This window comes from Agromyces sp. NBRC 114283, assembly GCF_030268405.1.
GTDB classification, from domain to species: Bacteria; Actinomycetota; Actinomycetes; order Actinomycetales; family Microbacteriaceae; genus Agromyces; species Agromyces mediolanus.
The window spans coordinates 1,330,161-1,356,274 of sequence record NZ_BSQP01000001.1; the positions used below are offsets into that span (position 1 = coordinate 1,330,161).

General features: G+C 73.8%; 22 protein-coding genes. 10 read left to right on the forward strand and 12 right to left on the reverse strand.

The features are described from left to right. Nucleotides 1-46 precede the first annotated feature (46 nt). A complete protein-coding gene (locus tag QSJ60_RS06465) occupies nt 47-949 on the forward strand; it encodes a TerC family protein (protein WP_285463070.1) in 903 nt (300 codons plus the stop codon). A gap of 64 nt (nt 950-1,013) precedes the next feature. On the opposite strand, the gene QSJ60_RS06470 is transcribed toward QSJ60_RS06465, so the two are convergent. The 4 genes from QSJ60_RS06470 to QSJ60_RS06485 all read right to left on the reverse strand — a co-directional run bounded on the left by QSJ60_RS06470 (nt 1,014) and on the right by QSJ60_RS06485 (nt 4,968). Then, nucleotides 1,014-1,964, reverse strand: a complete 951-nt coding sequence (locus tag QSJ60_RS06470) for a nucleoside hydrolase (RefSeq protein WP_285463071.1) — start codon at nt 1,962-1,964, stop codon at nt 1,014-1,016. 44 nt (nt 1,965-2,008) lie between these two features. Beyond that, the gene (locus tag QSJ60_RS06475; protein ID WP_189083674.1) at nt 2,009-2,512 is read right to left on the reverse strand and encodes a GNAT family N-acetyltransferase; all 504 of its coding nucleotides are present in this window, start codon (nt 2,510-2,512) and stop codon (nt 2,009-2,011) included. An 86-nt stretch (nt 2,513-2,598) separates the two neighbouring features. Further along, a complete protein-coding gene (locus tag QSJ60_RS06480; RefSeq protein ID WP_285463072.1) occupies nt 2,599-4,233 on the reverse strand; it encodes a DEAD/DEAH box helicase in 1,635 nt (544 codons plus the stop codon). A gap of 225 nt (nt 4,234-4,458) precedes the next feature. Beyond that, a complete protein-coding gene (locus QSJ60_RS06485) occupies nt 4,459-4,968 on the reverse strand; it encodes a hypothetical protein (protein ID WP_230768815.1) in 510 nt (169 codons plus the stop codon). A 59-nt stretch (nt 4,969-5,027) separates the two neighbouring features. Between QSJ60_RS06485 and QSJ60_RS06490 the strand changes: the two genes are divergently transcribed. After that, a complete protein-coding gene (locus tag QSJ60_RS06490; protein WP_285463073.1) occupies nt 5,028-6,302 on the forward strand; it encodes an ATP-binding protein in 1,275 nt (424 codons plus the stop codon). A gap of 53 nt (nt 6,303-6,355) precedes the next feature. Beyond that, entirely contained in the window at nt 6,356-7,132 is a 777-nt protein-coding gene (locus tag QSJ60_RS06495; protein WP_285463074.1) for a 2-phosphosulfolactate phosphatase, read from the forward strand. Nucleotides 7,133-7,138: 6 nt separating this feature from the next. On the opposite strand, the gene QSJ60_RS06500 is transcribed toward QSJ60_RS06495, so the two are convergent. The 3 genes from QSJ60_RS06500 to QSJ60_RS06510 form a co-directional block, all read right to left on the reverse strand. After that, on the reverse strand, nt 7,139-7,750 hold the full coding sequence (locus tag QSJ60_RS06500) for a CGNR zinc finger domain-containing protein (RefSeq protein WP_230764721.1): 612 nt from the start codon (nt 7,748-7,750) through the stop codon (nt 7,139-7,141). Between the two features lie 75 nt (nt 7,751-7,825). After that, on the reverse strand, nt 7,826-8,323 hold the full coding sequence (locus QSJ60_RS06505) for a SprT-like domain-containing protein (protein ID WP_189083680.1): 498 nt from the start codon (nt 8,321-8,323) through the stop codon (nt 7,826-7,828). A 57-nt stretch (nt 8,324-8,380) separates the two neighbouring features. Then, complete coding sequence (locus tag QSJ60_RS06510) at nt 8,381-9,544, reverse strand: PQQ-dependent sugar dehydrogenase (protein WP_285463076.1); 1,164 nt, start codon at nt 9,542-9,544, stop codon at nt 8,381-8,383. A 106-nt stretch (nt 9,545-9,650) separates the two neighbouring features. Here QSJ60_RS06510 and QSJ60_RS06515 point away from each other — a divergent pair, with 106 nt between their 5' ends. Genes QSJ60_RS06515 through QSJ60_RS06525 form a run of 3 tightly spaced genes read left to right on the forward strand, consistent with a single transcriptional unit; the run spans nt 9,651 to nt 11,946 of the window. Then, nucleotides 9,651-10,412 carry a LamB/YcsF family protein gene (locus tag QSJ60_RS06515; protein ID WP_285465272.1) on the forward strand — a complete coding sequence of 254 codons (762 nt, stop codon included), beginning with the start codon at nt 9,651-9,653 and terminating at the stop codon, nt 10,410-10,412. After that, nucleotides 10,409-11,086 carry a 5-oxoprolinase subunit B family protein gene (locus tag QSJ60_RS06520; RefSeq protein WP_285463077.1) on the forward strand — a complete coding sequence of 226 codons (678 nt, stop codon included), beginning with the start codon at nt 10,409-10,411 and terminating at the stop codon, nt 11,084-11,086. The genes QSJ60_RS06515 and QSJ60_RS06520 overlap by 4 nt, the downstream gene beginning before the upstream one ends. Then, nucleotides 11,083-11,946 (forward strand): 5-oxoprolinase subunit C family protein, encoded by an 864-nt coding sequence (locus QSJ60_RS06525; RefSeq protein ID WP_285463078.1) that lies wholly within the window; start codon nt 11,083-11,085, stop codon nt 11,944-11,946. The genes QSJ60_RS06520 and QSJ60_RS06525 overlap by 4 nt, the downstream gene beginning before the upstream one ends. 36 nt (nt 11,947-11,982) lie before the next feature. Here the strand turns inward: QSJ60_RS06525 and QSJ60_RS06530 are convergent, their stop codons facing one another. Genes QSJ60_RS06530 through QSJ60_RS06540 form a run of 3 tightly spaced genes read right to left on the reverse strand, consistent with a single transcriptional unit; the run spans nt 11,983 to nt 14,564 of the window. Continuing rightward, entirely contained in the window at nt 11,983-12,849 is an 867-nt protein-coding gene (locus QSJ60_RS06530; RefSeq protein ID WP_285463079.1) for a spermidine synthase, read from the reverse strand. Nucleotides 12,850-12,898: 49 nt separating this feature from the next. Then, nucleotides 12,899-13,660: a spermidine synthase gene (locus tag QSJ60_RS06535; RefSeq protein ID WP_285463080.1), complete on the reverse strand. Its 762-nt coding sequence runs from the start codon at nt 13,658-13,660 to the stop codon at nt 12,899-12,901. A 13-nt stretch (nt 13,661-13,673) separates the two neighbouring features. After that, complete coding sequence (locus QSJ60_RS06540; RefSeq protein ID WP_285463081.1) at nt 13,674-14,564, reverse strand: hypothetical protein; 891 nt, start codon at nt 14,562-14,564, stop codon at nt 13,674-13,676. A gap of 337 nt (nt 14,565-14,901) precedes the next feature. Here QSJ60_RS06540 and rpoB point away from each other — a divergent pair, with 337 nt between their 5' ends. The 3 genes from rpoB (at nt 14,902) to QSJ60_RS06555 (ending at nt 23,524) form a co-directional block, all read left to right on the forward strand. Then, nucleotides 14,902-18,393, forward strand: a complete 3,492-nt coding sequence (gene rpoB / locus QSJ60_RS06545) for a DNA-directed RNA polymerase subunit beta (protein ID WP_189083685.1) — start codon at nt 14,902-14,904, stop codon at nt 18,391-18,393. Nucleotides 18,394-18,434: 41 nt separating this feature from the next. Then, a complete protein-coding gene (rpoC, locus tag QSJ60_RS06550) occupies nt 18,435-22,331 on the forward strand; it encodes a DNA-directed RNA polymerase subunit beta' (RefSeq protein ID WP_189083686.1) in 3,897 nt (1,298 codons plus the stop codon). Nucleotides 22,332-22,468: 137 nt separating this feature from the next. Next, on the forward strand, nt 22,469-23,524 hold the full coding sequence (locus QSJ60_RS06555; RefSeq protein WP_285463082.1) for a hypothetical protein: 1,056 nt from the start codon (nt 22,469-22,471) through the stop codon (nt 23,522-23,524). Nucleotides 23,525-23,560: 36 nt separating this feature from the next. Here QSJ60_RS06555 and QSJ60_RS06560 read toward each other — a convergent pair whose 3' ends face one another. Together QSJ60_RS06560 and QSJ60_RS06565 are read right to left on the reverse strand one after the other, a co-directional pair. Then, the gene (locus QSJ60_RS06560; RefSeq protein WP_285463083.1) at nt 23,561-24,328 is read right to left on the reverse strand and encodes a hypothetical protein; all 768 of its coding nucleotides are present in this window, start codon (nt 24,326-24,328) and stop codon (nt 23,561-23,563) included. Beyond that, nucleotides 24,325-24,942, reverse strand: coding sequence for a hypothetical protein (locus tag QSJ60_RS06565; RefSeq protein WP_189083689.1), 618 nt, complete (start codon nt 24,940-24,942; stop codon nt 24,325-24,327). The genes QSJ60_RS06560 and QSJ60_RS06565 overlap by 4 nt, the downstream gene beginning before the upstream one ends. Nucleotides 24,943-24,994: 52 nt before the next feature. Here QSJ60_RS06565 and QSJ60_RS06570 point away from each other — a divergent pair, with 52 nt between their 5' ends. Then, nucleotides 24,995-26,104 (forward strand): hypothetical protein, encoded by a 1,110-nt coding sequence (locus QSJ60_RS06570; RefSeq protein ID WP_285463084.1) that lies wholly within the window; start codon nt 24,995-24,997, stop codon nt 26,102-26,104. The last annotated feature ends 10 nt before the right edge of the window (nt 26,105-26,114 follow it).

Below are 26,114 nucleotides of genomic sequence, written 5' to 3' on the forward strand. Positions count from 1 at the left end.
CGGGCTGCGCGGAATCCGCGCAGCCCGCCGTGGTATTCATGTCCACATGGAGTTCTCGCTCGAGTTCACGCCCGACCTGATCGCCGTCTTCCTGACGCTCTTCGTGCTCGAGGTGGTCCTCGGCGTCGACAACGTCATCTTCATCTCGATCCTCGCTTCGAAGCTGCCGGTCGAGCAGCAGGCGAAGGCCCGCAACCTCGGCCTCACCCTCGCGATGCTCATGCGCGTGCTGCTCGTGCTCTTCGCGGGCTGGATCATCACGCTGAAGACCGACCTCTTCGAGATCGCCGGCATCGGCTTCTCGGGCCGCGACCTCATCCTCATCGCCGGCGGACTCTTCCTCGTGTACAAGGCCGTGCACGAGATCCACCAGAAGCTCGAGGGCGCCGAGGAGCACACCGCGGGCTCGGCGGCGCGCGCGAGCTTCGGCTCGGTGATCGCCCAGATCCTCGTGCTCGACCTGGTCTTCTCGCTCGACTCCGTGATCACCGCCGTCGGCATGACCGAGAACCTCGTCGTCATCATCACGGTCGTGGTGCTGTCGTTCGGCATCATGCTCTTCGCCGCGCGGTTCATCTTCGCCTTCGTGAACGCGCACCCCACGGTGAAGATGCTCGCGCTCGCGTTCCTGCTGCTCATCGGCGTGTTCCTCATCGCCGACGGCTTCGGCGTGAAGATCGACAAGGCGCTCATCTACGGCCCGATGGCGTTCGCGATCTTCGTCGAGGCGCTGAACCTCATCGCCGCGGGCCGGCGGGCCAAGCGGCTCGCCCAGCAGCGCGACCCGGTGCGCCTGCACACCGCGTTCCCCGTCGAGAACGAGGAGATCGCGGTGCACGCGGCGACCTCTGCGGCGCCGGGCAGCGGCGCGGTCGGCCTCTCCGGCAAGCCGGTCGAGGGCGAACTCGCCGAGGGCGACGGGCACCAGGAACCCCGCGGCCTCGGCTGAGCCGGACCTCAGACGGCGGATGCCGCGTCGGCACGTGCCGACGCGGCATCCGCCGTCCTGCGGCTCAGCCGAGCACGGTGTCGAGGAAGAGCGCCGCGACCCGCTCCGCGTCGACGCCGAGCGCGACCTCGGCGGTCGTCCACTCGCCGGCGAGGCCGTGCACGACGTCCTCGCCCGGGAACTCGCGGAGGTCGACGAGCGTCTGCCCGCGGCTATAGCCGGCGAGCTCGACCCGCACCGGGCGCTGCTCGGTGCGGAGGGCCTCGGGGTCGACGAGCGCGCACACGGCCCCGGCGTCGCCGATGAGGCCCGTGTACTGGGCGCGCTCGTCCTCGCTGAGGGCGATGCGGTGGCCGAGCAGGGCGCCGATGACGCGGCCGACGGAGTGCTCACCCGCCTCGAGCTCGGCGGCGCGGTCCTGCGCGACCGAGACCCGGTTGAAGACGTCGAGGCCGTACATGTAGCACGGCACGCCGGAGTCGAGCACGATCGCCGCGGCCTCCGGGTCGTGCCAGACGTTGAACTCCGCGACCGCGGTCGCGTTGCCGACGCTCGCCGAGCCGCCCATGAAGACGATCCGCTCGAGGTTCGCGGCGACCTCCGGGTGGGTGCGCAGCAGCAGTGCGAGGTTCGTCTGCGGCGCGAGCGCGACGAGCGTCACCGGCGTCGGGTGCTCGAGGATGGTGCGGCGCAGCAGCTCGACCGCGCTCTGCTCGACCGCGCGGCGAGCGGTCTCGGGCAGCACGAGCCCGCCGAGGCCGTCGGCGCCGTGCACGTGGGAGGCGGAGCGGGCGGGCTCCAGCAGCGGCCGCACGGCGCCCGCGGCGACCGGAACGTCACCGGCCCCGGCGACGTCGAGGATGCGCAGGGTGTTGTCGACGACCTGCTCGAGCGAGGCGTTGCCCGCGACGCAGGAGACGGCGAGCACGTCGATCTCGGGGTGCGCGACGGCGAAGAGGAGGGCGAGGGCGTCGTCGACACCGGTGTCGACGTCGAGGATCACGGGAATCGGCATGCCGAGAAGCCTAAGCCCGTCGGGGGGTCCGTGACGCGCGCGGCTCAGCGCACGAAGCGCACCTCGTCGATCTCCTCGCCGAGGAACGGCTGACGCTGCGTCGCCCCGTCGAGCACGAAGCCGTTGCGCTCGTAGAAGCGGTGCGCGCGCGGGTTGTCGGCCGCGACCCAGAGGTAGACGGGCTCGTCGCCGACGGCCGCGTCGAAGAGCTTCTTGCCGATGCCCGTGCCGTGGTACGCGTCGAGCACGTAGATGAAGTTCAGCTCGCGCTCGCGCGGGGCGTCCTCGTCGCGGGCCGGGCCGGAGCCGACGAAGCCGACGATCTCACCGTCGACGAGCGCCGCGAACTGGCGGTACTCCTCGCCGCGGGACGCCATGTGGCTCCACAGCTCGGCCATGCGGCGGGGCGAGAGGTTCTCGAGCGCCGCCTTCGAGATCAGGTGGTCGTAGGTCTCGTGCCAGCAGGTCGCGTGCACGCGACCGAGGGCCTCGACATCCGAATCGCGGATGGGGCGGACGACGACCTGTGCAACAACCTCGGTGCTCATGCACCTGAGAGTAGGCCAGCACGGCCGCACGACGAAATCGGGCGGCGACGGAGCACCGTCACCGCCCGATCATCGGGGAAGGCGGGTCAGCCCTGCGCGCGGCGGTTCGTGCGGGCGCCCCGCGAGGAGCCGCCCACGAGGCTGCCGACGCGCAGCGGCTGCGGGCCGCGCGCGCTCTTCGCCGTGCCGCCCTGGCCGCGGCCGGAGCCTGCGGCCCGGCCGCCCGAGGTGCTCGACGAGCCGCGCTCGCCGCCGCGCCCGGAGCCCTGCGACGAGGCCGTCCGCGACGCGGCATCCGCCCCGCCCTGACCGCGACCGCTGCCGCCGCGACGACGGCGCGAACCGCCGCCCTCGCCGCTGCGCTCGGTGCGCTCGGCGTCGCCGCGGGGCGCGCCGCCGCGCCCGCCGCGGCCACGACCGCCCTCGCGGGGCTCGCCGCCCTCCGCACCGCCGGTGCGTCGGGCGCGCTTGCGCTGGGCGTTCGCGCCCTGCGAGGTGCCGCCGCCGCCCTGCGGCTTCGCCTGGCGCGGGGCCGGCTTCACGTAGGGCGCGACGTCGCCGACGAGCGCGACGACCTCCGGGGAGGCCGGCGTGGCCGGCTTCGGGGTGACGGTGATCGCCGCCTTGCGGAGCAGCTGCTTCAGGTCCTGCAGCTGGCTCGGCAGGGCGATCGTGACGACGTCGCCCTCGTTGCCGGCGCGCGCGGTGCGGCCCGAGCGGTGCAGGTACGCCTTGTGCTCGACGGGCGGGTCGACGTGCACCACGAGCTCGACTTCGTCGACGTGCACGCCGCGCGCTGCGACATCCGTCGCGACCATCACGCGCACCGAGCCGTCGCCGAAGGCGGCGAGGTTGCGGTCGCGCTGCGGCTGCGAGAGGTTGCCGTGCAGGTCGACGGCGGGGATGCCGGACTCGGTCAGCTTCTTCGCGAGCTTCTTGGCCTGGTGCTTCGTGCGCATGAAGAGCATGCGGCGGCCGGTGCCGCTCGCGAGGGACTTCACGAGCTCGAACTTCGTGTCCTGGTCCTCGGTGAGGTAGACGTGGTGGGTCATCGCGGCGACGGGCGAGTTCGCCTCGTCGACGGAGTGCAGCACCTCGTTCTGCAGGTAGCGCTTCACGAGCTTGTCGACCCCGTTGTCGAGGGTCGCCGAGAAGAGCAGGCGCTGTCCGCCGCGCGGCGTCTTGTCGAGGATGCGGGTAACGACCGGCAGGAAGCCGAGGTCGGCCATGTGGTCGGCCTCGTCGAGCACGGTGATCTCGACGGCGTCGAGGTGCACGAAGCCCTGCTGCATGAGGTCTTCGAGACGGCCGGGCGCGGCCACGACGATGTCGACGCCGGCGCGCAGCGCCTCGACCTGGCGCTTCTGGTTGATGCCGCCGAAGATCGTCGTCACCTTCAGGCCGTAGGCCTCGGCGAGGGGCTCGATCGTGCGGGCGATCTGGGTGACGAGCTCGCGCGTCGGCGCGAGCACGAGGCCGAGGGGGCGGCCGGCGCGGCGCGAGCCGCCGGCGAGCACGGTGCCGAGGCGGGCGACCATCGGCAGCGCGAAGGCGATCGTCTTGCCCGAGCCGGTGCGGCCGCGGCCGAGCACGTCGCGCCCGGCGAGGGTGTCCGGCAGGGAGTCGGCCTGGATCGGGGTGGGAGTGGTCTTGCCGTCGGCGGCGAGGATCTCGACGAGCGGCGCGGGCACGCCGAGCGTGCGGAAATCGGGGGTGGTCATGCGTGCCTTTCGGGCATGGCCCACGGGCGGGAGCGCGCACGGGCGTCGCGCTTCGTGCGGCACGCCGTGGCGGTTCGACCCGTCGGTGGGTGAGTGGCGAAGGCGCCGGTCGGCGCATCCGTTCGCCGTACGAATGAGTCATCGGGGCGGCCTGAGCCGGCCCGGAAGCGTTCTACGACGCGGGGCGCGCAAGGCGCGCCACACCCACAGTCTAGCCGATGCCGCTCATTCGGCCGATTCGGGCTCGTGCGCCCAGCTCGGCGCGAGGGCCCGCAGGCGCGCGCCGCGCCACTGCCAGAACGCCCACACCGGGTACCAGGCGAGGGCGTCGCCGAGCGCCGATCCCGAGCTCACCCGCAGCTGGTCGCGGTACCGGGTGCGCCCGCCGGGCGCAGGAGAGACGGCCATCCGGTGGTCCCAGCTGCGGAACGCCGCGAACGGGCCGGAGGTGGCGCCGCCGCCGTCCCGCAGCATCCGCACTTCGGGCGGCAGGCCGTCGCGCTCGCCCTCGAGGAAGCGCAGATCGACCACCTCCTCGCCCGCCGGCCAGCGGCGCAGCGCGAGCGGCTGCACCCGGTGCGGCCCCTCCGACCACGTGGTCGGCAGCCCGCCCGGCTCGAGGGAGCGGAAATCGAGCCAGGGCGCCACGACCTCCCGCAGCACCGCGGGGCTCCGCAGGGCCCGCCAGGCGGCGTCCGGGTCGCAGTCGAGGGTGAGCTTCAGCAGCACGCGCATGCCCGAGAGGCTACGCGGCCACTCGGCCGCCGTCGAGGCGCGCGCCGTAGACTCCGGCCATGGCCGATGGACTCTGGTGGCTGCCCTCCCTCCTCGTCTTCGGCGGCGCCGCGGTCGCGTTCGTCGCCGCGATCGTCGGAGTGCGCCGGCTCGGCCGCCGTCGCGAGCTCGCCGACCTCGAGGGGGGCCGCGCCGCGGAGGTGCGGGCGAAGCAGCTCATCGTCGAGACCGACGAGCGGGTGCGCGAGGCGCGCCGCGAGATCGCGTTCGCCGAGGCGCAGTTCGGCGCCGAAGCCGCCCGCCCGATGCGCGAGGCGAGCGAACGGGCGGAGCGCTGGCTGCGCGAGGCCTTCCTGCTGCAGCAGCGGCTCGACGACGCGGAGCCCGACACGGCCGCCGAACGACGGAGCTGGAGCGAGCGCATCGCCGGGCTGTGCACCTCGGCGCTCGGCGCGCTCGACCAGGCCGAACAGGCGCTCGGCGCCCGCCGGGCCGCCGAACGGGGCGCGGGCGCGACCCTCGCCGAGCTTCCGGAGACGGCCGCCAGGCTCGGACGACGCCGAGCGGATGCCGCGGCCGCCCTGGACCGGCTCGGCACCCGGTTCCGGCCCACCGCCCTCGTCGGCGGGCGCGCCGCCCTCGATCGCGTCGACCTTGCGCTCGCCGCGGCCGGCGCCGCCCTCGCCGCCACCGGGCAGGCGGCCGGCGCGGGCGACGCCGAGCGCGCCGCGCGGATCGCCGCGGACCTCGACCGGGCCGCCGCCGACCTCGACGCGATCGACCGGCTCGAGCTCGAGCTCGCCGGCGCGGAGCGCGCCGCGGAGCAGGGGATGCGCCGCCTCGACGCCGAGCTCGTCGACGCCCGGCGCCAGCGCGACGCGCTGAGCGAGCCCGAGGACGCCCGCGTGCTCGGCGAGGCCATCGCGGGCGTCGCCGAGCTGATGGGCGGCGCGGCCGCCGCACCCGCCGCCGCCGAGCTGCCCGATCCCTTCGCCGAGCGCGACCGGCTCGACGCCGCCCTCGACCGCCTCGAAGCGGCGCGGGCCGAGGCACGCACCGCGCAGGCGCGGCTCGACGGCGCCCGTTCGGCGCTCGGCGGCGCGCTCGCGATCGCCGAGAGCCAGCTGGGCGTCGCCCGCGCCCTCGTCGAACGCGGGCGCGGCCTCGTCGGCGCGGGGGCGCGCACCCGGCTCGCCGAGGCGGAGCGCCAGCTCGTCATCGCCCGGCAGGAGCCCGATCCGGTCGCCGCCCTCGACGCCGCCCGGCGTGCCGCGGCGCGGGCAGCGGACGCCGAGGCGCTCGCCTCCTGGGACGCCGGCGCCGGGCGGCGCTGACGCACGAGGACGCACGGGCGGGCCATCCCTCCCGCGTCCACTAGCCTGGCCCGGTGCAGCCTGACGCCCCCTTCGCCCAGTCCAAGTACCAGGTCCGGTTCGAGTGGGGCGCCGAGGGCCTCGAGCGCCTCGCCCCCGCCGACGTCGTCGTGCTCGTCGACGCGCTCTCCTTCACGACCGCGGTCGTCGCGGCCGCCGAGCACGGCCTCGCCGCGGCGCCCTGGCCGAAGGGCGAGCCCGGCGCCGAGGCGTTCGCCGGGGGCCTCGGCGACGGCACCGGCCTGAGCGCCCCCGCCGCCTTCCTCGCCGGCCTCGCCACCGGGCAGGAGCTGCCCGCCCGTCCCGGCGCGACCGTCGTGCTCGCCTCGCCGAACGGGGCGACCCTGGCGCGCGGCTTCGCCGTGCGAGCCCAGGCGGGCGGCGCCGACGTCCCCGTCGTGCTCGCCGCCTCGCTGCGCAACCGCACGGCGGTCGCCCGGCGCATCCTCGCTCTGCAGGAGGAGCGCGGTCGACGTCTCAGCGTCGCCGTCCTCGCCGCGGGCGAACGGGGCGGCGACGGGGTGCGCTTCGCCGTCGAGGATCAACTCGCCGGCGGCGCGGTCGTCGACGCCCTCGTCGCGCTCGGCATCGACCACACTTCGCCGGAGGCCGCCGTCGCCTGCGCCGCCTTCGAGGGCCTGCGCCGTGCCGTCGGCCACCTGCAGAGCGCGAGCGGCAGCGGGGTCGAGCTCCTCGGCCGGGGCGCCGGCGCTGGCGTCGCCGCGGCGGCGCAGACCGATGTCACCGAGCTCGTGCCCGAGCTCCGCGGCGAGGTGTTCCGCGTCGGCTGAGCCCGCTCAGCCCGCCGCGACGGGCCGCTTGCGCGCGCGGTGGGCGCGCACCTTCGCCCGGTTGCCGCAGCGCTGCATCGAGCACCAGCGGCGGCTGCCCGCCCGCGAGGTGTCGAGGAAGACGATGTCGCAGTCGTCGCCGGCGCAGACGCGGATGCGCTCGGCGTTCGCCGCCCCCAGGAGGTCGACCGCGTCGCGGGCGATCGTCGACAGCGCCTGAGCGACGAGCTGCACCGAACGGCCCGCCTGACGCGAGCCGCCCGCGAGCGACGGCGGGATGTCAGGGGTCGCCGCGTAGAGGTTCACGATGTCGACGTCGTCGCTCCGGCGCTCGCCGCCGTGCGCCGCGGCGAGTGCGAGCCGGGTGATCGCGTCGCGGAGCGCCGTGGCGTCGAAGAGGTCGCGGGTGCGGGCATCGCCGATCGCCATCGGGAAGCGCTCGCGCAGCCAGCCGGCGAGGTCGTCGGGGGAGTGCAGCAGCTCCTCGGCGAGCGAGGCGCCGATCGGGCCCGTGCACGCGAAGTCGAGGGCGAGCGAGCCGGAGTCGAACCACCAGCGGAGCCCGTCGCCGGAGACGACCCACTGGCCGACGGGGATCTGCACGGTGGAGACGGGCATGCTGCGCTTTCGGGATGGGGAGGTGCGGGGCGCCGCTCGGGCGCGCTGTCCATTCTGCCCGACGTGCGGGCGGGTTCAGCCGGCCGCGGCGCTCGCGGCGCGGCGGCGCATCGCCGGCGTGATGTCGCGGCGATGCCATTCGATGAGGTTCGCCCGGTCGAAGCCGCGCCGGCAGAGCCCGCAGCTGAGCGGCCGCTCGGGACGGCGGTACCGGTAGTGCACGTGCCCCGCCGGGCAGCGGCCGACCCAGGGCGCGAGCTCGTCGGCGATCTCGCCGTCGTGGGTGCGGCGGCCGACGTAGCCGAGCTCGGCCGCGGTCTTCGCCCACTTCGGGCCGTGCCCCGCGCGCGGGCCGGCGAGCGCGTGCGCGACCTCGTGCAGCAGGATCTGGTGGATCTCGTCGTCGTCGTAGCGGGCGGCCAGGTAGCGCGACACCGAGATGTGCTTCGCCGTGTAATTGCAGAGGCCCGCGCGCTTCTTCGCATTGTCGAAGCCGAAGCTCCACTGGGCGGGATCGAGGTGCAGGGCGATGAGCGCCTCGGCCCACCGCCTGACCCGTTCGAGTTCCGCCATGGGACAGAGAATAGCGCCGCCCACCGGCACCGAGCCCGCGCCGGCGTCGGCGTCCGCTCAGCCCGTGAGGCCGACGAGCAGCAGCCGGTCGTCGCCCGCGCGGGGGTCGCCGCGGCCGTCGGTGTTGTTCGTCAGCACCCAGAGCCCGCCGCCCGGCGCCGCGACGACGTCGCGCAGCCGCCCGTGCTCGCCCGCGAACCAGGCCTCCGCCGTCGGCGCCGCCGCGCTCGCCGGGGCGACCGCCCACAGCCGTTCGCCGCGGAGCGCCGCCAGGAACAGCGCGTCCCCGGCGGAGGCCAGCCCGCTCGGGCTCGCCTCCGACGTCGGCCACTGCAGCACCGGGTCGACGAAGGCCGGGTCGCCCGCGACGCCCTCCACGACGGGCCAGCCGTAGTCGCCGCCCGGCTGGATGAGGTTGAGCTCGTCCCAGGTGTTCTGGCCGAACTCCGCCGCCCACAGCCGGCCCGAGGCATCCCAGGCGATGCCCTGCGGATTGCGGTGGCCGAGGCTCCAGACGTGCGTGCCGAAGGGGTTGCCTGGCGCGGGTGCGCCGTCCGGCGTCATCCGCAGGATCTTGCCGGCGAGCGAGCCGCGGTCGCGCGCCGCGTCGCGCAGCCCGGCGTCGCCCGTCGTCGCGTAGAGGAAGCCGTCGGGGCCGAAGGCGAGCCGGCCGCCGTTGTGGTTGCCGGCCTTCGGGATGCCGGTGAGCACCGGCTGCGGGGCGCCGAGGGCGATCGCGCCGGGCTCGCCGGTCACCGGCATCCGCACGATCCGGTTGTCCTCGGGACCGGTGAACATCGCGTAGAGGGATGCCTCGCGCGCGCCGCCGCCCGGCAGCTGGGCGAGGCCCAGCAGGCCGCCCTCGCCGCCCGGGGCGACGCCCGGCACCTCGGCGACCACTCGGGTGGGGCCGCCGGGCAGCAGCTCGACGATGCGGCCGAGGTCGCGCTCGCTCACGAGCACCGCGCCGTTCGGCAGGGCGACGACCGACCACGGCGCGTCGAGGCCCGTCGCGAGCTCGCGGACCGAGCCGTCGGGCCGGAGCACCGGCGGCGGCGCGGGCGGCGGGGAGGGGGCCGGGCTGGTCGCGGCGGGCGTCCCTGGGACGCTCGGCGGCGGGCTCGTCGGCGCGGCGTCGCCCGGGGCGCAGGCGGTGAACGCGAGGAGCGCGAGGGCCGCGACCGCGACGGGGCCGCTCATGCGGCGGGTGCGGTTCGGCATCCTGCCCCCGTTCCTCGTCAACGTCGTCGGCTCCAGTCTGCGCGCCGCGCACCCGCGCGGCAACGCCCGCCGCGCGACGCCGCACGCGGCGCGGCAGAATGGGGGCATGGCGGCGGCGATCGATCTGAACTGCGACCTCGGCGAGTCGTTCGGGGCGTGGCGGCTCGGCGACGACGAGACGATGTTCGGCCTCGTGACGAGCGCGAACGTCGCGTGCGGCTTCCACGCCGGCGACCCCGTCACGATGCGTCGGAGCGTCGGGCTCGCCGCCCGGCACGGCGTCGCCCTCGGCGCGCACCCCGGCTACCGCGACCTCGCGGGCTTCGGCCGGCGCGCGCTCGACGCCGCGCCCGAGGAACTCGCGGCCGAGCTCCTCTACCAGCTCGGCGCGCTCGACGGCCTCGCGCGCGCCGCCGGCGTCCGCGTCCGCTACGTCAAGGCGCACGGGGCGCTCTACCACCGGCTGGGCGCCGACGAGCGCGCCGCCGCCGCGTTCGCCGAGGCCCTCGCCGCCTACGATCCCGCGCTGCCCGTGCTCGGTGCGCCCGGCGGAGCGATCGAGCGGGCGGCGCAGGCGGCCGGCCTCCGCTTCGCCCGCGAGGCGTTCGCCGACCGCGGCTACGGCGCCGACGGCCTGCTGCTGCCGCGCGGGGCCGAGGGCGCGCTCGTCACCGACCCCGAGGAGGTCGCCGCCCGCGCTGTCGCCCTCGCCACGACCGGGGCGGTGCCGCTCGCGGACGGCGGCGTGCTCGAACTCGCCCCCGACTCGATCTGCCTGCACGGCGACACCCCCGGCGCGCCCGAGCTCGCCCGGCGTGTGCGGGCGGCGCTCGAGGCGGCCGGCGTCCAACTGCGGGCGTTCGCATGACCGTGCGACTGCTGCCGAGCGGACCCGACGCGATCCTCGTCGAGTGCGGCTCGCAGGCCGAGGTGCTCGCGCTGCACGAGGCGCTCGCCGCCGAGCCGCCCGCGGGGCTCGTCGAACTCGTGCCGGCCGCGCGCACCGTGCTCGTCAGCGTCGATCACCGGGCGCTGCCGCTCGAGACGGCGGCGAGCTGGGTGCGGCGCGCGGCGCAGCGGAGCCCGGCCGACGGCGCCCCGGCGGGCCCGTCCTCCGCCACGGTTCTCCCCGAACGCGCCGCGCCGGTCGTCCTCGACGTCAGCTACGACGGCGAGGACCTCGACGACACCGCGCAGCTGCTCGGCATCGGGCCGGCCGAGCTCGTCGCCCGCCACCTCGCCGCCGAGTGGCGGGTCGCGTTCATCGGCTTCGCTCCGGGCTTCGCCTACCTCGTGAGCGACGACTGGCCCTACCGCGTGCCCCGGCTCGACGCCCCGCGCACGCGCGTGCCCACCGGATCGCTCGCGCTCGCCGACGGCTACACCGGGGCCTACCCGCGGGAGAGCCCGGGCGGCTGGCGGCTCATCGGCCGCACGGAGGCGGTGCTCTGGGACGAGCTGGCCGAGCCGCCGGCCCGGCTCGCCCCCGGGGCGCGGGTGCGGTTCCGCGAGTCCGGCTCGCGGATCGGGGCGGACTCGTGACCGCGCTCCGCATCGTCGCGCCCGGCGCATCCTGCCTCGTCGAGGACCTCGGCCGGCCGGGCCTCGCCCGCCTCGGCGTCGGGCGCTCGGGCGCCGCCGACCGCGGCGCGCTCGCGCTCGCGAACCGGCTCGTCGGCAACGCCGAGGGGGCGGCGGGCCTCGAGGTGCTGCTCGGCGGCTTCCGCGCGGTCGCGGAGGCGGATGCCTGGATCGCCGTCACGGGCGCGCGCGGCCCCATCCTCGTCGACGGCGTCGAGGCGCCGCCGGCCGTCGCCGTGCGGATGCCGGCCGGCGCCGAGCTGGAGCTGCGGCCCGCCGAGCACGGCCTCCGCTATCTCGTCGGGGTGCGCGGCGGGATCGCGGCGCCCGAGGTGCTCGGCTCGCGCTCCCGCGACACGCTCGCCGGGCTCGGCCCCGCCCCGGTCGCGGCGGGCGACCGCCTGCCGATCGGCCCGGAGCCCGAGGCGCAGGTCGCGCTGCTCGACCGCGAGGCGGCGTTCGCCCCGGTGGACGGGCCCGTCGTGCTCGAACTCGTGCCGGGCCCGCGCGCCGACTGGTTCACCGACGCGGCCCGGGCGCTCCTCTTCGACGCGGAGTGGCGCACCTCGGCCGCGGCCGACCGGGTCGGCACCCGGCTCGAGGGGCCGGCGCTCGAGCGGCTCGTGGCCGGCGAGCTCGCGAGCGAGGCGACCGTTCCCGGCTCGATCCAGGTCTCGACCTCGGGGCAGCCGACGATCCTCGGGCCCGACCGGCCGGTGACGGGCGGCTACCCGGTGATCGCGATCGTCGCGCCCGCCTCGCTCGACCGCGTCGCTCAGCTCCGCCCCGGCCAGCCCGTGCGCTTCCGCCACGCCCGCTGACTCGCCGGGACCTCGCCGCGACTCGGGCGGGACGCGCTACTTGGCGAGGAAGACGGAGCGGGCCGGCGGCGGGCTCGGCACCGCCGTGGCATCCGTCACCACCGACGCGCCCGCGACGAAGCGGCGCAGCTCCTCGCCGTCGACGAGCTTGGCGGGGGCCGGATCGCTCGCGAGCCGGCGCGGCAGCTCGGCGAAGGGCAGCTCGGCGTCGCTCGCGTACATGACGACATTGCCGAAGCGGCGCCCCTTCAGCATCGAGGCGTCGGCGGCGATCGCGACGTGGGCGAAGACGTGGCCGAGGGTCGCCGCCTGGGCCCGGGCGAAGCCGAGCCCGGCCCCGTCGGCGACGTTCACCGCGACGATGCCGCCGGGCGCGAGCCGGGGCTGCAGCAGGCCGTAGAACTCGGCGCTCGTCACGTGCGCGGGCGTGCGCGCGCCCGAGAAGATGTCGACGACGGCGAGGTCGACGGCGCCGTCGAGCCCGGCGGGCAGCTTCTGCAGCACCGCGCGCGCATCGCCGTGGCGAACCCGCAGCTGGGCGCCGCGGGGGAGCGGCAGCACCTCGCGCACGAGCTCGACGAGCTCCGACTCGAGCTCGATCACCTGCTGCCGGGAGCCCGGGCGGGTCGCGATGACGTAGCGGGGCAGGGTGAGCGCCCCGCCGCCGAGGTGCAGCGCGGTGATCGGCTCGCCCTCGGCGCGGACGAGGTCGATCGCGTGCCCGATGCGGCGCACGTACTCGAAGCCGAGCCACTCGGGCCGTTCGAGCTCGACGTGCGACTGCGGGGTGCCGTCGACGTAGAGCGTCCAGGAGCCGGGCGTGCTGCGGGACTCCTCGAGCTTCGCGAGGTGGCCGCTCGCGGAGAGGCGGCGTTCGAGCGGCGGATCGGCGTGGTGCGGCACGCCCCCAACGGTACCCCGCGCCCCTGTCCGATGCGCCGGGCGGGCGCGCTCAGCAGGCGCCGAAGAGCACCGCGTCGAGGCGGTTCCGTTCCAGCACGGCGGCGGGGTGGGGGCCGTGCAGCGCGAGGCGCTCCGCGACGAGGGGCGGGATGCCGGCGGGGCCGGCGACGAGGACCGCGTTCCCCTCCTCGGCGCCCGCCAGTACCCCCGCGTCGCCCGCGACGAGCAGCTCGGTGCCCGGCCGCGCCCTGGCGATCGCCCGCGCCTGCTCACGCAGCCGGCCGAGGCCGGCGGCGTCGGCGACGTTCGCGATGAGCAGCGGCGGCCCGTCGGCGGGGTCCAGCAGGGCGAGCAGCTCGCGCTGGAAGGCGGCGTCGGCGACGAAGGCGGGCGGATCGAGCCGGGTGTACAGGTCGAGCACGACGAGGTCGAAGCCCGCGCCCGCCTCCCGCAGCGCCGGCACGGCGTGGGCGGCGTCGGCGACGCGGGTCTCGACGCCCGCGGGGGCGGGCAGCCGCTCGAGCACGAGGTCGAGGAGCTCCGCGTCGAGCTCGACCACGAGCTGCGCGGAGCCCGGCCGGGTCGCCGCCACGTAGCGCGGGATGGTCAGCGCCCCGCCGCCGAGGTGCAGCGCCCGCAGCGGCGCGCCGGGCGTCGCCATCGCGTCGATGACGTGGCCGATGCGGCGCACGTACTCGAAGAACAGCCGGCCGGGGTCCTCGGCGTCGACGTGGGACTGGGCGGTGCCGTCGACGAGCAGGGTCCAGCCGTGGCTGCTGAAGACGTCGGGTTCGAACTCGATGCGCGTCATGCCGGCGGGCCGCTCAGCGATCGGCGTCGTCGTGGGGCGTCGCGTCGCGTCGCGCCTCGAAGGCGTCGAGCGCCTCGGCGAGGAGGGCGTCTCGCTCGAGCCCGCTCGCGGCGGCGAGGGCGGCGATGCGGGCGTCGAGCGCCGTCGGGGCCTGGGGCGCGGGCGGGACGGATGCCCCGACGGGCGCTGCGGCCGGCGCGGCCGGCCCGGTCGGCCGGTCGCGGATCAGGAGCCCCACGACCGGCAGCACGACGGTGCCGAGCGCGTCGACGATCGCGATCACGCCGAACCAGCGCCAGTACGCGTCCCAGCCGGTGTCGCCGGGGATGGCGCCGTCGCTCAGGATCGGCAGGATGAGCACGAGCGCGACGAGGGCGATCGCGGCGACCGTGATCGCCATGGCGGTGCGCACGAAGGGGTGCCGGCGGCCGGCGAGGAGGAGCAGCAGGTTCGCGTGCGCGAGGCTCAGGGCGAGGATGCCGGTCACGCCGAACCAGCGCCAGAGCTCGCCGGAGCCGCCCGACCAGGAGTCCCACGGCGTCCAGATCAGCACGAGGCCGATGACGAGCGCGATCGCGCTGACGGCGAGGCCGACGAAGCCGACGACCCGCACCGGGCGTCCCGCGACGGCGAGGTGGCAGAGCGCGACGGTGCTGAAGCCGGCGACGAGGAGGGTGGTCGTGAGGACGCGCCCCTGCACCTCGCCGAAGTCGCCGGTGAGCAGCACCACGATGCCGACGACCGCCGTGAGGGAGATCGAGACGACGAGCGCCACGAAGGCGGCGCGGCGGGCCCCGCGGACCCCGGGCGGGCGGTGCGCCTCGGGATGCTGCGCCGGCTCCTGGGCGGAGGGTGCGGCGGCCGGCGCGGCGGGCTGGCTGGGAACGGCACCTGGCTCGGTCATGGCACCTCCTCGTGCCGGTCAGTCTAGGGATCGCGACGGGCGCGATGCGGGAGGATCGGCCCGGAATCCCGGGCGAGCCGGGCCGTGCGAGGAGCCATCCGGACCCCGCGCCGCGCGTTTATACCGGAGATCCACGACGAAATCAAGAATCCGGCTGGACATGGCGCGTCTTGTCGCATATGCTTGACCTTTGCGCTCCCAGACCCACTCTGCCTTCATATTGCGGTCGGCTCCGTGTAGTCCGTGATCTCGCGATCACCGACTCCCGCACACGTCTCGGGGCAACTCTCCACTTGTGACAATGAACCGGGCCGACGGGCCCATGGAGGTCATTTCCTTGGCTGCTGCGCGCAACGCGACCACGCCCACCCCCAAGAACGGACGCGAGGCAAGTCGCCTCTCGTTCGCGAAGGTCACCGACACCCTCACCGTCCCCGACCTGCTCGCCCTGCAGACCGAGAGCTTCGACTGGCTCGTCGGCAACGACGCGTGGAAGGCGCGCGTCGAGCAGGCCATCGCAGACGGTCGGACGGATCTGCCCGAGGCCACCGGCCTCGAGGAGATCTTCGAGGAGATCTCCCCGATCGAGGACCTCGGCGAGACCATGCAGCTCTCGTTCACCAACCCTGAGCTCGAGCCGCCGAAGTACACGATCGACGAGTGCAAGGAGAAGGGCAAGACCTACTCCGCGCCGCTCTACGTGAACGCCGAGTTCATGAACCACCTCACGGGCGAGATCAAGACCCAGACGGTGTTCATGGGCGACTTCCCGCTGATGACCGCCCGCGGCACCTTCGTGATCAACGGCACCGAGCGCGTCGTCGTCTCGCAGCTCGTCCGCTCGCCCGGCGTGTACTTCGAGCGCACCCCCGACAAGACGAGCGACAAGGACATCTACTCCGCTCGCGTCATCCCGAGCCGCGGCGCCTGGCTCGAGTTCGAGATCGACAAGCGCGACCAGGTCGGCGTCCGCATCGACCGCAAGCGCAAGCAGTCGGTCACGGTCTTCCTGAAGGCCCTCGGCCTCACCTCCGAGGAGATCCTCGAGCAGTTCGCCGGCTACGAGTCGATCGCCCTCACCCTCGAGAAGGACAACATCCTCACGAAGGAAGAGGCGCTCAAGGACATCTACCGCAAGCTCCGTCCGGGAGAGCAGGTCGCCGCCGAGGCCGCCCGCGCGCTCCTCGACAACTTCTACTTCAACCCGAAGCGCTACGACCTCGCGAAGGTCGGCCGGTACAAGATCAACCAGAAGCTCGGCCTCGAGGCCCCGCTGACGGACTCGGTCCTGACCGTCGACGACATCGTCGCGACGATCAAGTACCTCGTCGCGCTGCACGAGGGTCGCGAGACCCTGCCGGGTCGCCGCGGCGGCAAGGCGGTCGACATCCGCCTCGACGTCGACGACATCGACAACTTCGGCAACCGTCGCATCCGCGCCGTGGGCGAGCTCATCCAGAACCAGGTGCGCACCGGCCTCAGCCGCATGGAGCGCGTCGTCCGCGAACGCATGACGACGCAGGACATCGAGGCGATCACCCCGCAGACCCTGATCAACGTGCGACCCGTCGTCGCCGCGATCAAGGAGTTCTTCGGCACCTCGCAGCTGTCGCAGTTCATGGACCAGAACAACCCGCTGGCCGGCCTCACCCACAAGCGCCGCCTCTCGGCGCTCGGCCCCGGCGGCCTCTCGCGCGACCGCGCGGGCGTCGAGGTCCGCGACGTGCACCCCTCGCACTACGGCCGCATGTGCCCGATCGAGACCCCGGAAGGCCCGAACATCGGCCTGATCGGCTCGCTCGCCTCGTTCGCGCGGATCAACTCGTTCGGCTTCATCGAGACGCCGTACCGCCGCGTCGAGAACGGCAAGGTCAGCAACCACATCGACTACCTGACCGCGTCGGAGGAGGACGACTTCATCGTCGCCCAGGCCAACGCGCCGCTGAAGGCCGACGGCTCGTTCGTCGAGGACCGCGTGCTCGCCCGCAAGAAGGGCGGCGAGGTCGACCTGTTCCCGGCCGCCGAGATCGGCTACATGGATGTCTCGCCGCGCCAGATGGTCTCGGTGGGTACCTCCCTCATCCCGTTCCTCGAGCACGACGACGCGAACCGCGCCCTCATGGGTGCGAACATGCAGCGCCAGGCCGTGCCGCTGCTGCGCAGCGACTCGCCGCTCGTCGGCACCGGCATGGAGGGCTACGCGGCCGTCGACGCCGGTGACGTCATCACCGCCGACCGTGCGGGCGTCGTCGCCGAGGTCTCGGCCGACTCCGTCACGGTGCAGCTCGACGAGGGCGGCACGCAGACCTACTACCTGCGCAAGTTCGACCGCTCGAACCAGGGCACCTCGTACAACAACCGCGTCGTGGTCTCGGCCGGCGAGCGCGTCGAGGTCGGCGAGGTCATCGCCGACGGCCCCGCCACCGACAACGGCGAGCTCGCGCTCGGCAAGAACCTCCTCGTGGCGTTCATGCCGTGGGAGGGCCACAACTTCGAGGACGCGATCATCCTCAGCCAGAACCTGGTGAAGGACGACGTCCTCTCCTCGATCCACATCGAGGAGTACGAGGTCGACGCCCGCGACACCAAGCTCGGCAAGGAGGAGATCACCCGCGATCTCCCGAACGTCAGCCCCGACCTGCTCGCCGACCTCGACGAGCGCGGCATCATCCGCATCGGCGCCGAGGTCCGCCCCGGCGACATCCTCGTCGGCAAGGTCACGCCGAAGGGCGAGACCGAGCTCAGCGCCGAGGAGCGCCTGCTCCGCGCGATCTTCAACGAGAAGAGCCGCGAGGTCCGCGACACCTCCCTGAAGGTGCCCCACGGCGAGCAGGGCACCATCATCGGCGTCAAGGTGTTCGACTCGCAGGACGGCGACGACGAGCTCGGCTCGGGCGTCAACCAGCGCGTGGTCGTGTACATCGCCCAGAAGCGCAAGATCACCGAGGGCGACAAGCTCGCCGGCCGCCACGGCAACAAGGGCGTCATCTCGAAGATCCTGCCGGTCGAGGACATGCCGTTCCTCGCGGACGGCACGCCGGTCGACGTCGTGCTGAACCCGCTCGGCATCCCGGGTCGAATGAACTTCGGCCAGGTGCTCGAGACCCACCTCGGCTGGGTCGCGAAGCAGGGCTGGAAGGTCGACGGCAGCCCGGAGTGGGCGAAGACCCTGCCCGAGGCCGCCCGCGAGGCCGCCCCCGGCACGAAGGTCGCCACCCCGGTGTTCGACGGCGCCCACGAGGAGGAGATCGCCGGTCTCCTCGACTCGACGCTGCCGAACCGCGACGGCGAGCGCCTCATCGATTCCTCGGGCAAGACCCAGCTGCTCGACGGTCGCTCGGGCGAGCCGTTCCCGTACCCCGTGTCGGTCGGCTACATGTACATCCTGAAGCTGCACCACCTCGTGGACGACAAGATCCACGCCCGCTCCACCGGCCCCTACTCGATGATCACGCAGCAGCCGCTGGGTGGTAAGGCGCAGTTCGGCGGCCAGCGCTTCGGCGAGATGGAGGTGTGGGCGCTCGAGGCGTACGGCGCCGCTTACGCCCTCCAGGAGCTCCTCACGATCAAGTCCGACGACATCCTCGGCCGCGTCAAGGTCTACGAGGCGATCGTCAAGGGCGAGAACATCCAGGAGCCCGGCATCCCCGAGTCGTTCAAGGTGCTCATGAAGGAGATGCAGTCGCTCTGCCTGAACGTCGAGGTGCTCTCGGCCGACGGCACCGCGGTCTCGCTCCGCGACACCGATGACGAGGCCTTCCGCGCAGCGGAGGAGCTCGGCATCAACATCTCCGCGCGCTTCGAGTCGTCGAACATCGACGAGATCTGAACCGCCAGGTACGAAACGACTTCAGGAATCTAGGAGAGAAATTGCTCGACGCAACGACGTTCGATGAGCTTCGTATCGGCCTGGCCACCGCAGAGGACATCCGCAAGTGGTCCCACGGCGAGGTCAAGAAGCCGGAGACCATCAACTACCGCACGCTGAAGCCCGAGAAGGACGGGCTCTTCGGCGAGCAGATCTTCGGGCCGTCCCGTGACTGGGAGTGCGCCTGCGGCAAGTACAAGCGCGTCCGCTTCAAGGGCATCGTCTGCGAGCGGTGCGGGGTCGAGGTCACCAAGAGCTCGGTCCGCCGCGAGCGGATGGGCCACATCGAGCTCGCCGCCCCGGTGACGCACATCTGGTACTTCAAGGGCGTCCCCTCGCGCCTCGGCTACCTGCTCGACATGGCGCCGAAGGACCTCGAGAAGGTCATCTACTTCGCCGCCTACATGGTGATCGATGTCGACGAGGACGGCCGTCACGCCGACATGCCCGGCCTCGAGAACGAGCTCCGGCTCGAGATCAAGACCATCGGCGACCAGCGCGACGCCCGTATCGCGACGCTCATGGCGCGCAAGGAGGAGGAGCTCGCGCAGCTCGAGGCCGACGGCGCCAAGTCCGACGTCCGCAAGCGCGCCGAGGCCGCCGCCGACAAGGAGATGACGCAGGTCCGCAAGTCGGCCGACGAGCAGATCGCGCACCTCGAGCGCGTCTGGGAGGACTTCCGCACGCTGAAGGTCGGCGAGCTGAAGCCCGAGGACTCGGTCTTCCACGAGCTGCAGGACCGCTTCGGCATGTACTTCGAGGCCTACATGGGCGCCGAGGCCATCAAGAAGCGCCTGCTCTCGTTCGACCTCGCGGCCGAGGCGGAGGACCTGCACCTGCAGATCGCCGAGGGCAAGGGTCAGAAGAAGATCCGCGCCATCAAGCGCCTCAAGGTCGTCAACTCGTTCCTGCAGACCGGCAGCTCGCCGGCGGCGATGGTGCTCGACGTGGTGCCGGTGATCCCGCCGGAGCTGCGCCCGATGGTCCAGCTCGACGGTGGCCGCTTCGCGACCTCCGACCTGAACGACCTGTACCGCCGCGTCATCAACCGGAACAACCGTCTCCGCCGCCTGCTCGACCTCGGCGCCCCCGAGATCATCGTGAACAACGAGAAGCGCATGCTGCAGGAGGCCGTCGACGCCCTGTTCGACAACGGCCGCCGCGGCCGCCCGGTCACGGGTACCGGCAACCGCGCCCTGAAGTCCCTCAGCGACATGCTGAAGGGCAAGCAGGGTCGCTTCCGCCAGAACCTGCTCGGCAAGCGCGTCGACTACTCGGGCCGTTCGGTCATCGTCGTCGGCCCGCAGCTGAAGCTGCACCAGTGCGGTCTGCCCAAGCAGATGGCGCTGGAGCTCTTCAAGCCGTTCGTGATCAAGCGCCTCATCGACCTGAGCCACGCGCAGAACATCAAGGCCGCCAAGCGCATGGTCGAGCGTTCGCGCCCGCAGGTGTGGGACGTGCTCGAGGAGATCATCCGCGAGCGCCCCGTGCTGCTGAACCGTGCGCCCACGCTGCACCGTCTCGGCATCCAGGCGTTCGAGCCGCAGCTCGTCGAGGGCAAGGCCATCCAGCTCCACCCGCTCGTCTGCGCCGCCTTCAACGCGGACTTCGACGGCGACCAGATGGCCGTGCACCTGCCGCTGTCGGTCGAGGCTCAGGCCGAGGCCCGCGTGCTCATGCTCGCGTCGAACAACATCCTGAAGCCGTCGGACGGCCGTCCGGTGACCCTGCCCTCGCAGGACATGATCATCGGCCTGCACCACCTGACGACCGAGAAGCCGGGCGCCCCCGGCGAGGGCCGCGCGTTCTCGTCGATCGCCGAGGCGATCCTCGCGTTCGACCAGAACCGTCCGGGCGACATCAAGCTCGACCTCGGCGCGGTCGTGAAGATCCGCCTCGAGGGCCTGCACTTCGGTGAGGGCCAGGAGCCGGAGGGCTTCGAGCCGGGCAAGTCGTTCCTGCTGGAGACCACCCTCGGTCGCGCGATCTTCAACGAGGCGCTGCCGGTGGACTACCCGTACTTCAACAAGCAGGCCGGCAAGGGCCAGATCTCGGCGATCGTCAACGACCTCGCCGAGCGCTACCCGAAGACGGAGGTCGCCGCGACCCTCGACCGCATCAAGGACGCCGGCTTCCGCTGGGCGACCCGCTCGGGCGTGACGGTCGCGCTCTCGGACATCATCACGCCGCCGAGCAAGGGCGAGATCGTGGCGAAGTACGAGAAGCAGGCCGCCAAGGTGCAGTCGCAGTTCGAGAAGGGTCTCACGACCGACCTCGAGCGTCGCCAGGAGCTCATCCAGATCTGGACCAAGGCCACCGACGAGGTCGCCAAGGCCATGCAGGAGAGCTTCCCGACCGACAACACCATCAACCGCATGGTGACCTCGGGCGCCCGTGGTAACTGGCTGCAGGTGCGCAACATCGCCGGCATGCGAGGCCTGGTGAACAACCCGAAGGGTGAGATCATCCCTCGCCCGATCATCTCCTCGTACCGCGAGGGCCTCTCGGTCGCCGAGTACTTCATCGCGACCCACGGCGCCCGCAAGGGTCTGGCCGACACGGCGCTCCGCACCGCGGACTCCGGCTACCTGACCCGTCGTCTCGTCGACGTCTCGCAGGACGTCATCATCCGCGAGGACGACTGCGGCACCGGCAAGGGCCTCGAACTGCCGATCGGCCTCACCGACGCCTCGGGCGAGCTCGTGCGCGACCCGAACGTGGAGAACTCCGTGTTCGCCCGCTCGCTCGCGGCCGACGCCGTGAGCGCCAAGGGCGAGGTCGTCGCCGAGGCCGGCGAGGACGTGGGCGACGTGCTCATCGACAAGCTGATCGCGGCGGGCGTCGAGTCCATCAAGGTCCGCTCGGTGCTCACCTGCGAGTCCGCGGTCGGCGTCTGCGCGAAGTGCTACGGCCGTTCGCTCGCGACCGGCAAGCTCGTCGACATCGGCGAGGCCGTCGGCATCATCGCCGCCCAGTCGATCGGTGAGCCGGGCACCCAGCTCACGATGCGTACCTTCCACACCGGTGGTTCGGCCTCGGCCGACGACATCACGCAGGGTCTGCCCCGCGTGCAGGAGCTCTTCGAGGCCCGCACCCCCAAGGGCGCGTCGCCGATCGTCGAGGCCCCCGGCCGCATCACGATCGACGAGACCGACAAGCAGCGCAAGGTCATCCTGACGCCCGACAACGGCGACGAGCCGATCACGTACAACGTGCTCAAGCGCTCGACGCTGCTCGTCGAGGACGGGCAGCACGTCGAGCTCGGCCAGCAGCTCATCGTCGGCACGGTCGACCCGAAGGAGGTCCTCCGGGTCAAGGGCGTGCGCGAGGTGCAGAAGCACCTGGTGAACGGCGTGCAGGACGTGTACCGCTCGCAGGGCGTGCCGATCCACGACAAGCACATCGAGGTCATCGTGCGTCAGATGCTGCGCAAGGTCACCGTCGTCGACCACGGCGACACCGAGCTGCTGCCCGGCGAGCTCGTCGACCGGTCGAAGTACAACTCGATCAACCGTGCGGCGCTCACCGAGGGCAAGAAGACCGCCTCGGCGCGTCAGGAGGTCATGGGTATCACCAAGGCCTCGCTGGCGACCGAGTCGTGGCTGTCGGCCGCGTCCTTCCAGGAGACGACCCGCGTGCTCACGCAGGCCGCCATGGAGGGCAAGAGCGACCCGCTGGTCGGCCTCAAGGAGAACGTGATCATCGGCAAGCTGATCCCCGCCGGCACGGGCCTTGCGAAGTACCGCAACGTCACGGTCGAGGCGACGGAGGAGGCGAAGGCGGAGCGCTACCCGAACCGCATCTTCGCCGACGACGCGTCGTTCAACGAGGGCGACCTCAGCTTCGTCGACTTCGACGCGTTCTCGAGCGACGACTTCACGCCCGGCAACTACAGCTGAGCGTGAGTCGCTGACCCGAAGGGCCCCGGAGGAATCCGGGGCCCTTCGGCGTCTCCCGCGCGCTTCCACGGGCAGGCGGCGCCTCGGCGCTAGCATGAGCCGAATCGGTCACACGGGGTGCCCGGAGGGAGCGGACCATGACGAGCACGACGCCCGGAGACGACGAGCCGACGCGCGAGCGCGACGACGCGGCGGCGAACGCCGACCTCACGCCCGCAGCGCACGACGCGGACACCGAGCACCCCACCGCGGTGCTGCCCGAGCCCGTCGCGGCGCCCGGTGCGGATGCCTCGGCGCCCGCCTCGCCCGCGGAGCCCGCCTCCGCCTCGCCCGCGGACGACGCACCGGTGCACGACGCCGCCCCGGCCGAGGAGTCCGCGACCGCGGCGCTCGGCGAGGCCCCCGGCGTCATCGAGCAGCCCGAGCCGGCGAACGACGAGCTCGACGCCAACGCCAGGCTCGACGCGGCCGTGCAGCGCGCGGCCGTCGTCAGCGATTACACCGCCGAGGACGTGCCCGAGCCGGTCGCGGCCGACACGGTCCGCCGCGAGACGTACGTCCCGGCGGGCGCCGCGGCCGGCGCCGCCGCCGGCGCGGCCACCCTCGCGCCCGAGCCCGGCTACCCGGCCGGCCCGCAGACCGTCTATGTGCAGGCCCCCGAGCCGCCGAAGGCCAAGGGCAACCGCGGCTTCGGCATCCTCGTCGCCCTCATCGGCACGGTCCTCTTCGCGGCGCTGTACCTGGGCGCGGCGTACCTGCTGCTGCTCAGCCAGGGCGACGCCGGATCGGCGACCGAGCAGCTCACCCAGTTCGCCGCCAAGCAGCTGTTCTGGGTGCCCGTGGCGGTGTTCTTCCTCGGCTTCGCGCTGCTCGCCGCGATCGTGAACAAGGGCGGCTGGTGGACCTACGCGGTCTTCGGCCTGCTCGTCGCGGCGGCCGTGTACTTCTCCTACGTGGGCGGGGCGCTCTGGTCGGTCGCGTGGACGATCACCCCGAGCGACGTGCCCGGCTTCGTGGCGCAGCGCTGGCTCGATCCCTTCGCGATCGTGGCGGCCGTCATCGCCCGGGAGATCCCGATCTGGCTGGGCGGCTGGATCGCGGCTCGGGGGCGCAAGGTGACCGAGCGCAACCGCCTCGCCCTCGAGGCCTACGACCGCGAGATCGCCGCGGGGCCGCAGGCGCAGCTGCGCTGACGCCGCTGCGAGGCCCGCGCGGCGCGGTCGCGCGGGCTACTCGCAGCCCAGCTCGGCGGCCGCAGGGCCGAGCTCGAGCTCGGCACCCCAGTCGGCGAAGGCGAGCTCCGCGTCGCCGTCCGTCTCGGCGAGCGTGAGCGCCCGGGGGAGGGGCGGGCCGTAGCGCTCGACGACGAGCACCCCGGCGCGGCTGTCGCTCGCCCCGATCTGCACCGCGAGGGTCTCGCCGTCGCCGCTCGGGGCGGTGACCGAGAGCTCAGCGCCGGAGAGGATCGCCTCGAGCAGGGCCTCGGGGTCGGTGAACGGCGCCCACTGCGCGACCGCCGGGTCGGTGCCGACCGTGCACACGCCGTCGACGAGCTCGGGCCGCCCGCTCGCCGCGGCGAAGGCGGCGTCGCCGCGTACCGCGGTGCGACCCTCGTCGACGAGCATCGAGGTCGAGACGCCGTCGGCGGCGAGGTCCGCGCGGAACGCGCCCGCCCGGCCCGCGTAGTCGACCGTGATCGTGCGGCCCGGCAGCAGTTCGCCGTCCTCGGACGCGACGAACTCGTGCACCGTGCCGGTCACCGCGACCGAGCCGCCGCCGCGCACCGCGTCGAGGACCCGATCGGCGAGCTCGTTCGAGGGGACGAGCCACAACCCGTTGCCGCTCGCGCCGTCGAAGGACTCCGTGTCGATGCCGGGCGGCGCGGTCGGCAGCGGGGGCGTCGCGGCGCAGCCGGCGAGCAGCAGCGGCGCGGCGAGCAGCAGGGCGGTGCGGATGCCTCGGCGCCCCGTCTGCCGTGCGCCGTCGGCCCGGCTCATGAGGAGGCGTCCGCCGCGCAGACGCTGGCGCCGCGCTGCCCGGAGAGCGTCGCGGCGTCGAGCGAGACCTCGCCCTCGGTGCCGCCGGGACGGACGACGAAGCAGCTGCGGTCGTCGGCGAGCCCGGCGGCCGCGGGGATCCACGCCTCGGTGCCGCGCACGAGCCCGCTCAGGTCGGTCTGGGCGCCGTCGCCGTCGACGACGAAGAGCTGGTAGTCGGCGTCGGGCCCGGACCAGTCGAGCCGCAGGTTGCCGGACTCGACCGAGGCGCTGAGCCCCTCGACGCGCACGCTCGAGTCGGTGGCCATGGAGACGATCCACCAGGCGAGGGCGCCGGCGAGTGCGAGGAAGGTGAGCCCGACCGAGACGAGGAACGCCGGGTGCAGCCACCAGCGCCGCGTGCGCGGCGGAGCCTCGGCGAGCTCGGGGAGCACCGAGGAGCCGCTGCCGAGGGCGCGCGCGCCGCCGGAGACGCGCGCCGCGTTCGTCGGCTGGCCGAGCGCGGCCGGCCCTGCGGCGGGCGGCGGCGTGCGGTCGGTCATCTCGGCTCCCTCGGGGTCGAACGGCTCGGCGGCGCGCAGCGGGCCCGGCCCGGCCGCGCGACCGCGTACCATGCTATATCGGTGCGCCTGCCCCGAACGGGGCACGCGCAGGAGGGGGACCGGAGTGGGCAGCACGCGACGACGGCTCGGCGCCGCCGCGCTGTCGATGCTGCTCGCCGTGCTCGGCTCCGTCGCGATCGCCGCGCCCGCCGGAGCCGCAGGGTCCGCGCCCGGGCCGGGCGCGGGGGACGTCGCGATCCCGTACCTCGGCAGCACCACCATCGACATCGCGGCGCCGTGGCGCATCACCGACTGCCAGACGCCCGTGCAGGCGAGCCCCCTCGTCGTCGGCTGCGACGAGCGCAGCATCTCCCTCGCCGCCCCCGAGTACGACCCGGATGCCGCAGCCGTCGTCGTCCCCGTCCCGCTCACCGACGGCCGCATCACGACGATCGCCGAGTACCGGGTGAGCCTCGAGGCCCCGGAGACGCCGAGCGCCGAGCCGGCCCGCGCGGTCCGCCCGACGGCGGCGGGCACGCTGCTCCGGCTGCCGATCTCCGAGCTCGGCATCGAGTGCGCCGTCTGCGACGCGGGCGGACGCCTGCGCGCGGTCGCCGTGCACCCCGCCGAGGCCGGCTCGCTCTGGGCGACGCCGACGCACCTCGTCTTCCGGGCCGCGCAGGGGTACGCCGGCCCCGCCGAGCTCGTCTACCGCTTCGCCGACGACTACGGCGCCTGGTCGCCGGAGGGCGTGATCCAGGCATCCGTCCTCCGTTCCACGGGCGCCCCGCTCGTGACGAGCGACCTCGTCGTCGCCCTCGAGGAGGGCGGGGCCGAGCTCTCGCTCGAGCAGCTCGGCTTCGTGCTCGGCGACGACGAGCTCGTGCTCGTCGGCTGCGGCACCGCGATCCGCGGCCAGCTGCGCTGCGACGCCGACGGCTCGATCGAGTACCGCGGCGACGGCGCCGCCGACCAGTTCGCCGTGCAGCTCGCGACCGCCGGCGGCGAGCAGGCGCTCGCCTCGGTCACGCTCGTGCCTGCCGCCGAGGGCGAGGGGGCGGATGCCGCCTCCGACTCCCTGCGGCCCGGCACCGCGCCGATCGCGAAGCCGAAGCAGGGCAAGCAGGGCGTCGCGAGCGCGATCGTCCCGCGCCGGCCCGTCGAAGACCACCACGGGGCGGGCGGTCTGCTCGCCCCGCTCCTCGCCACCCTCGACCGTGTGGGGGCCCGATGACCAGTCGCTG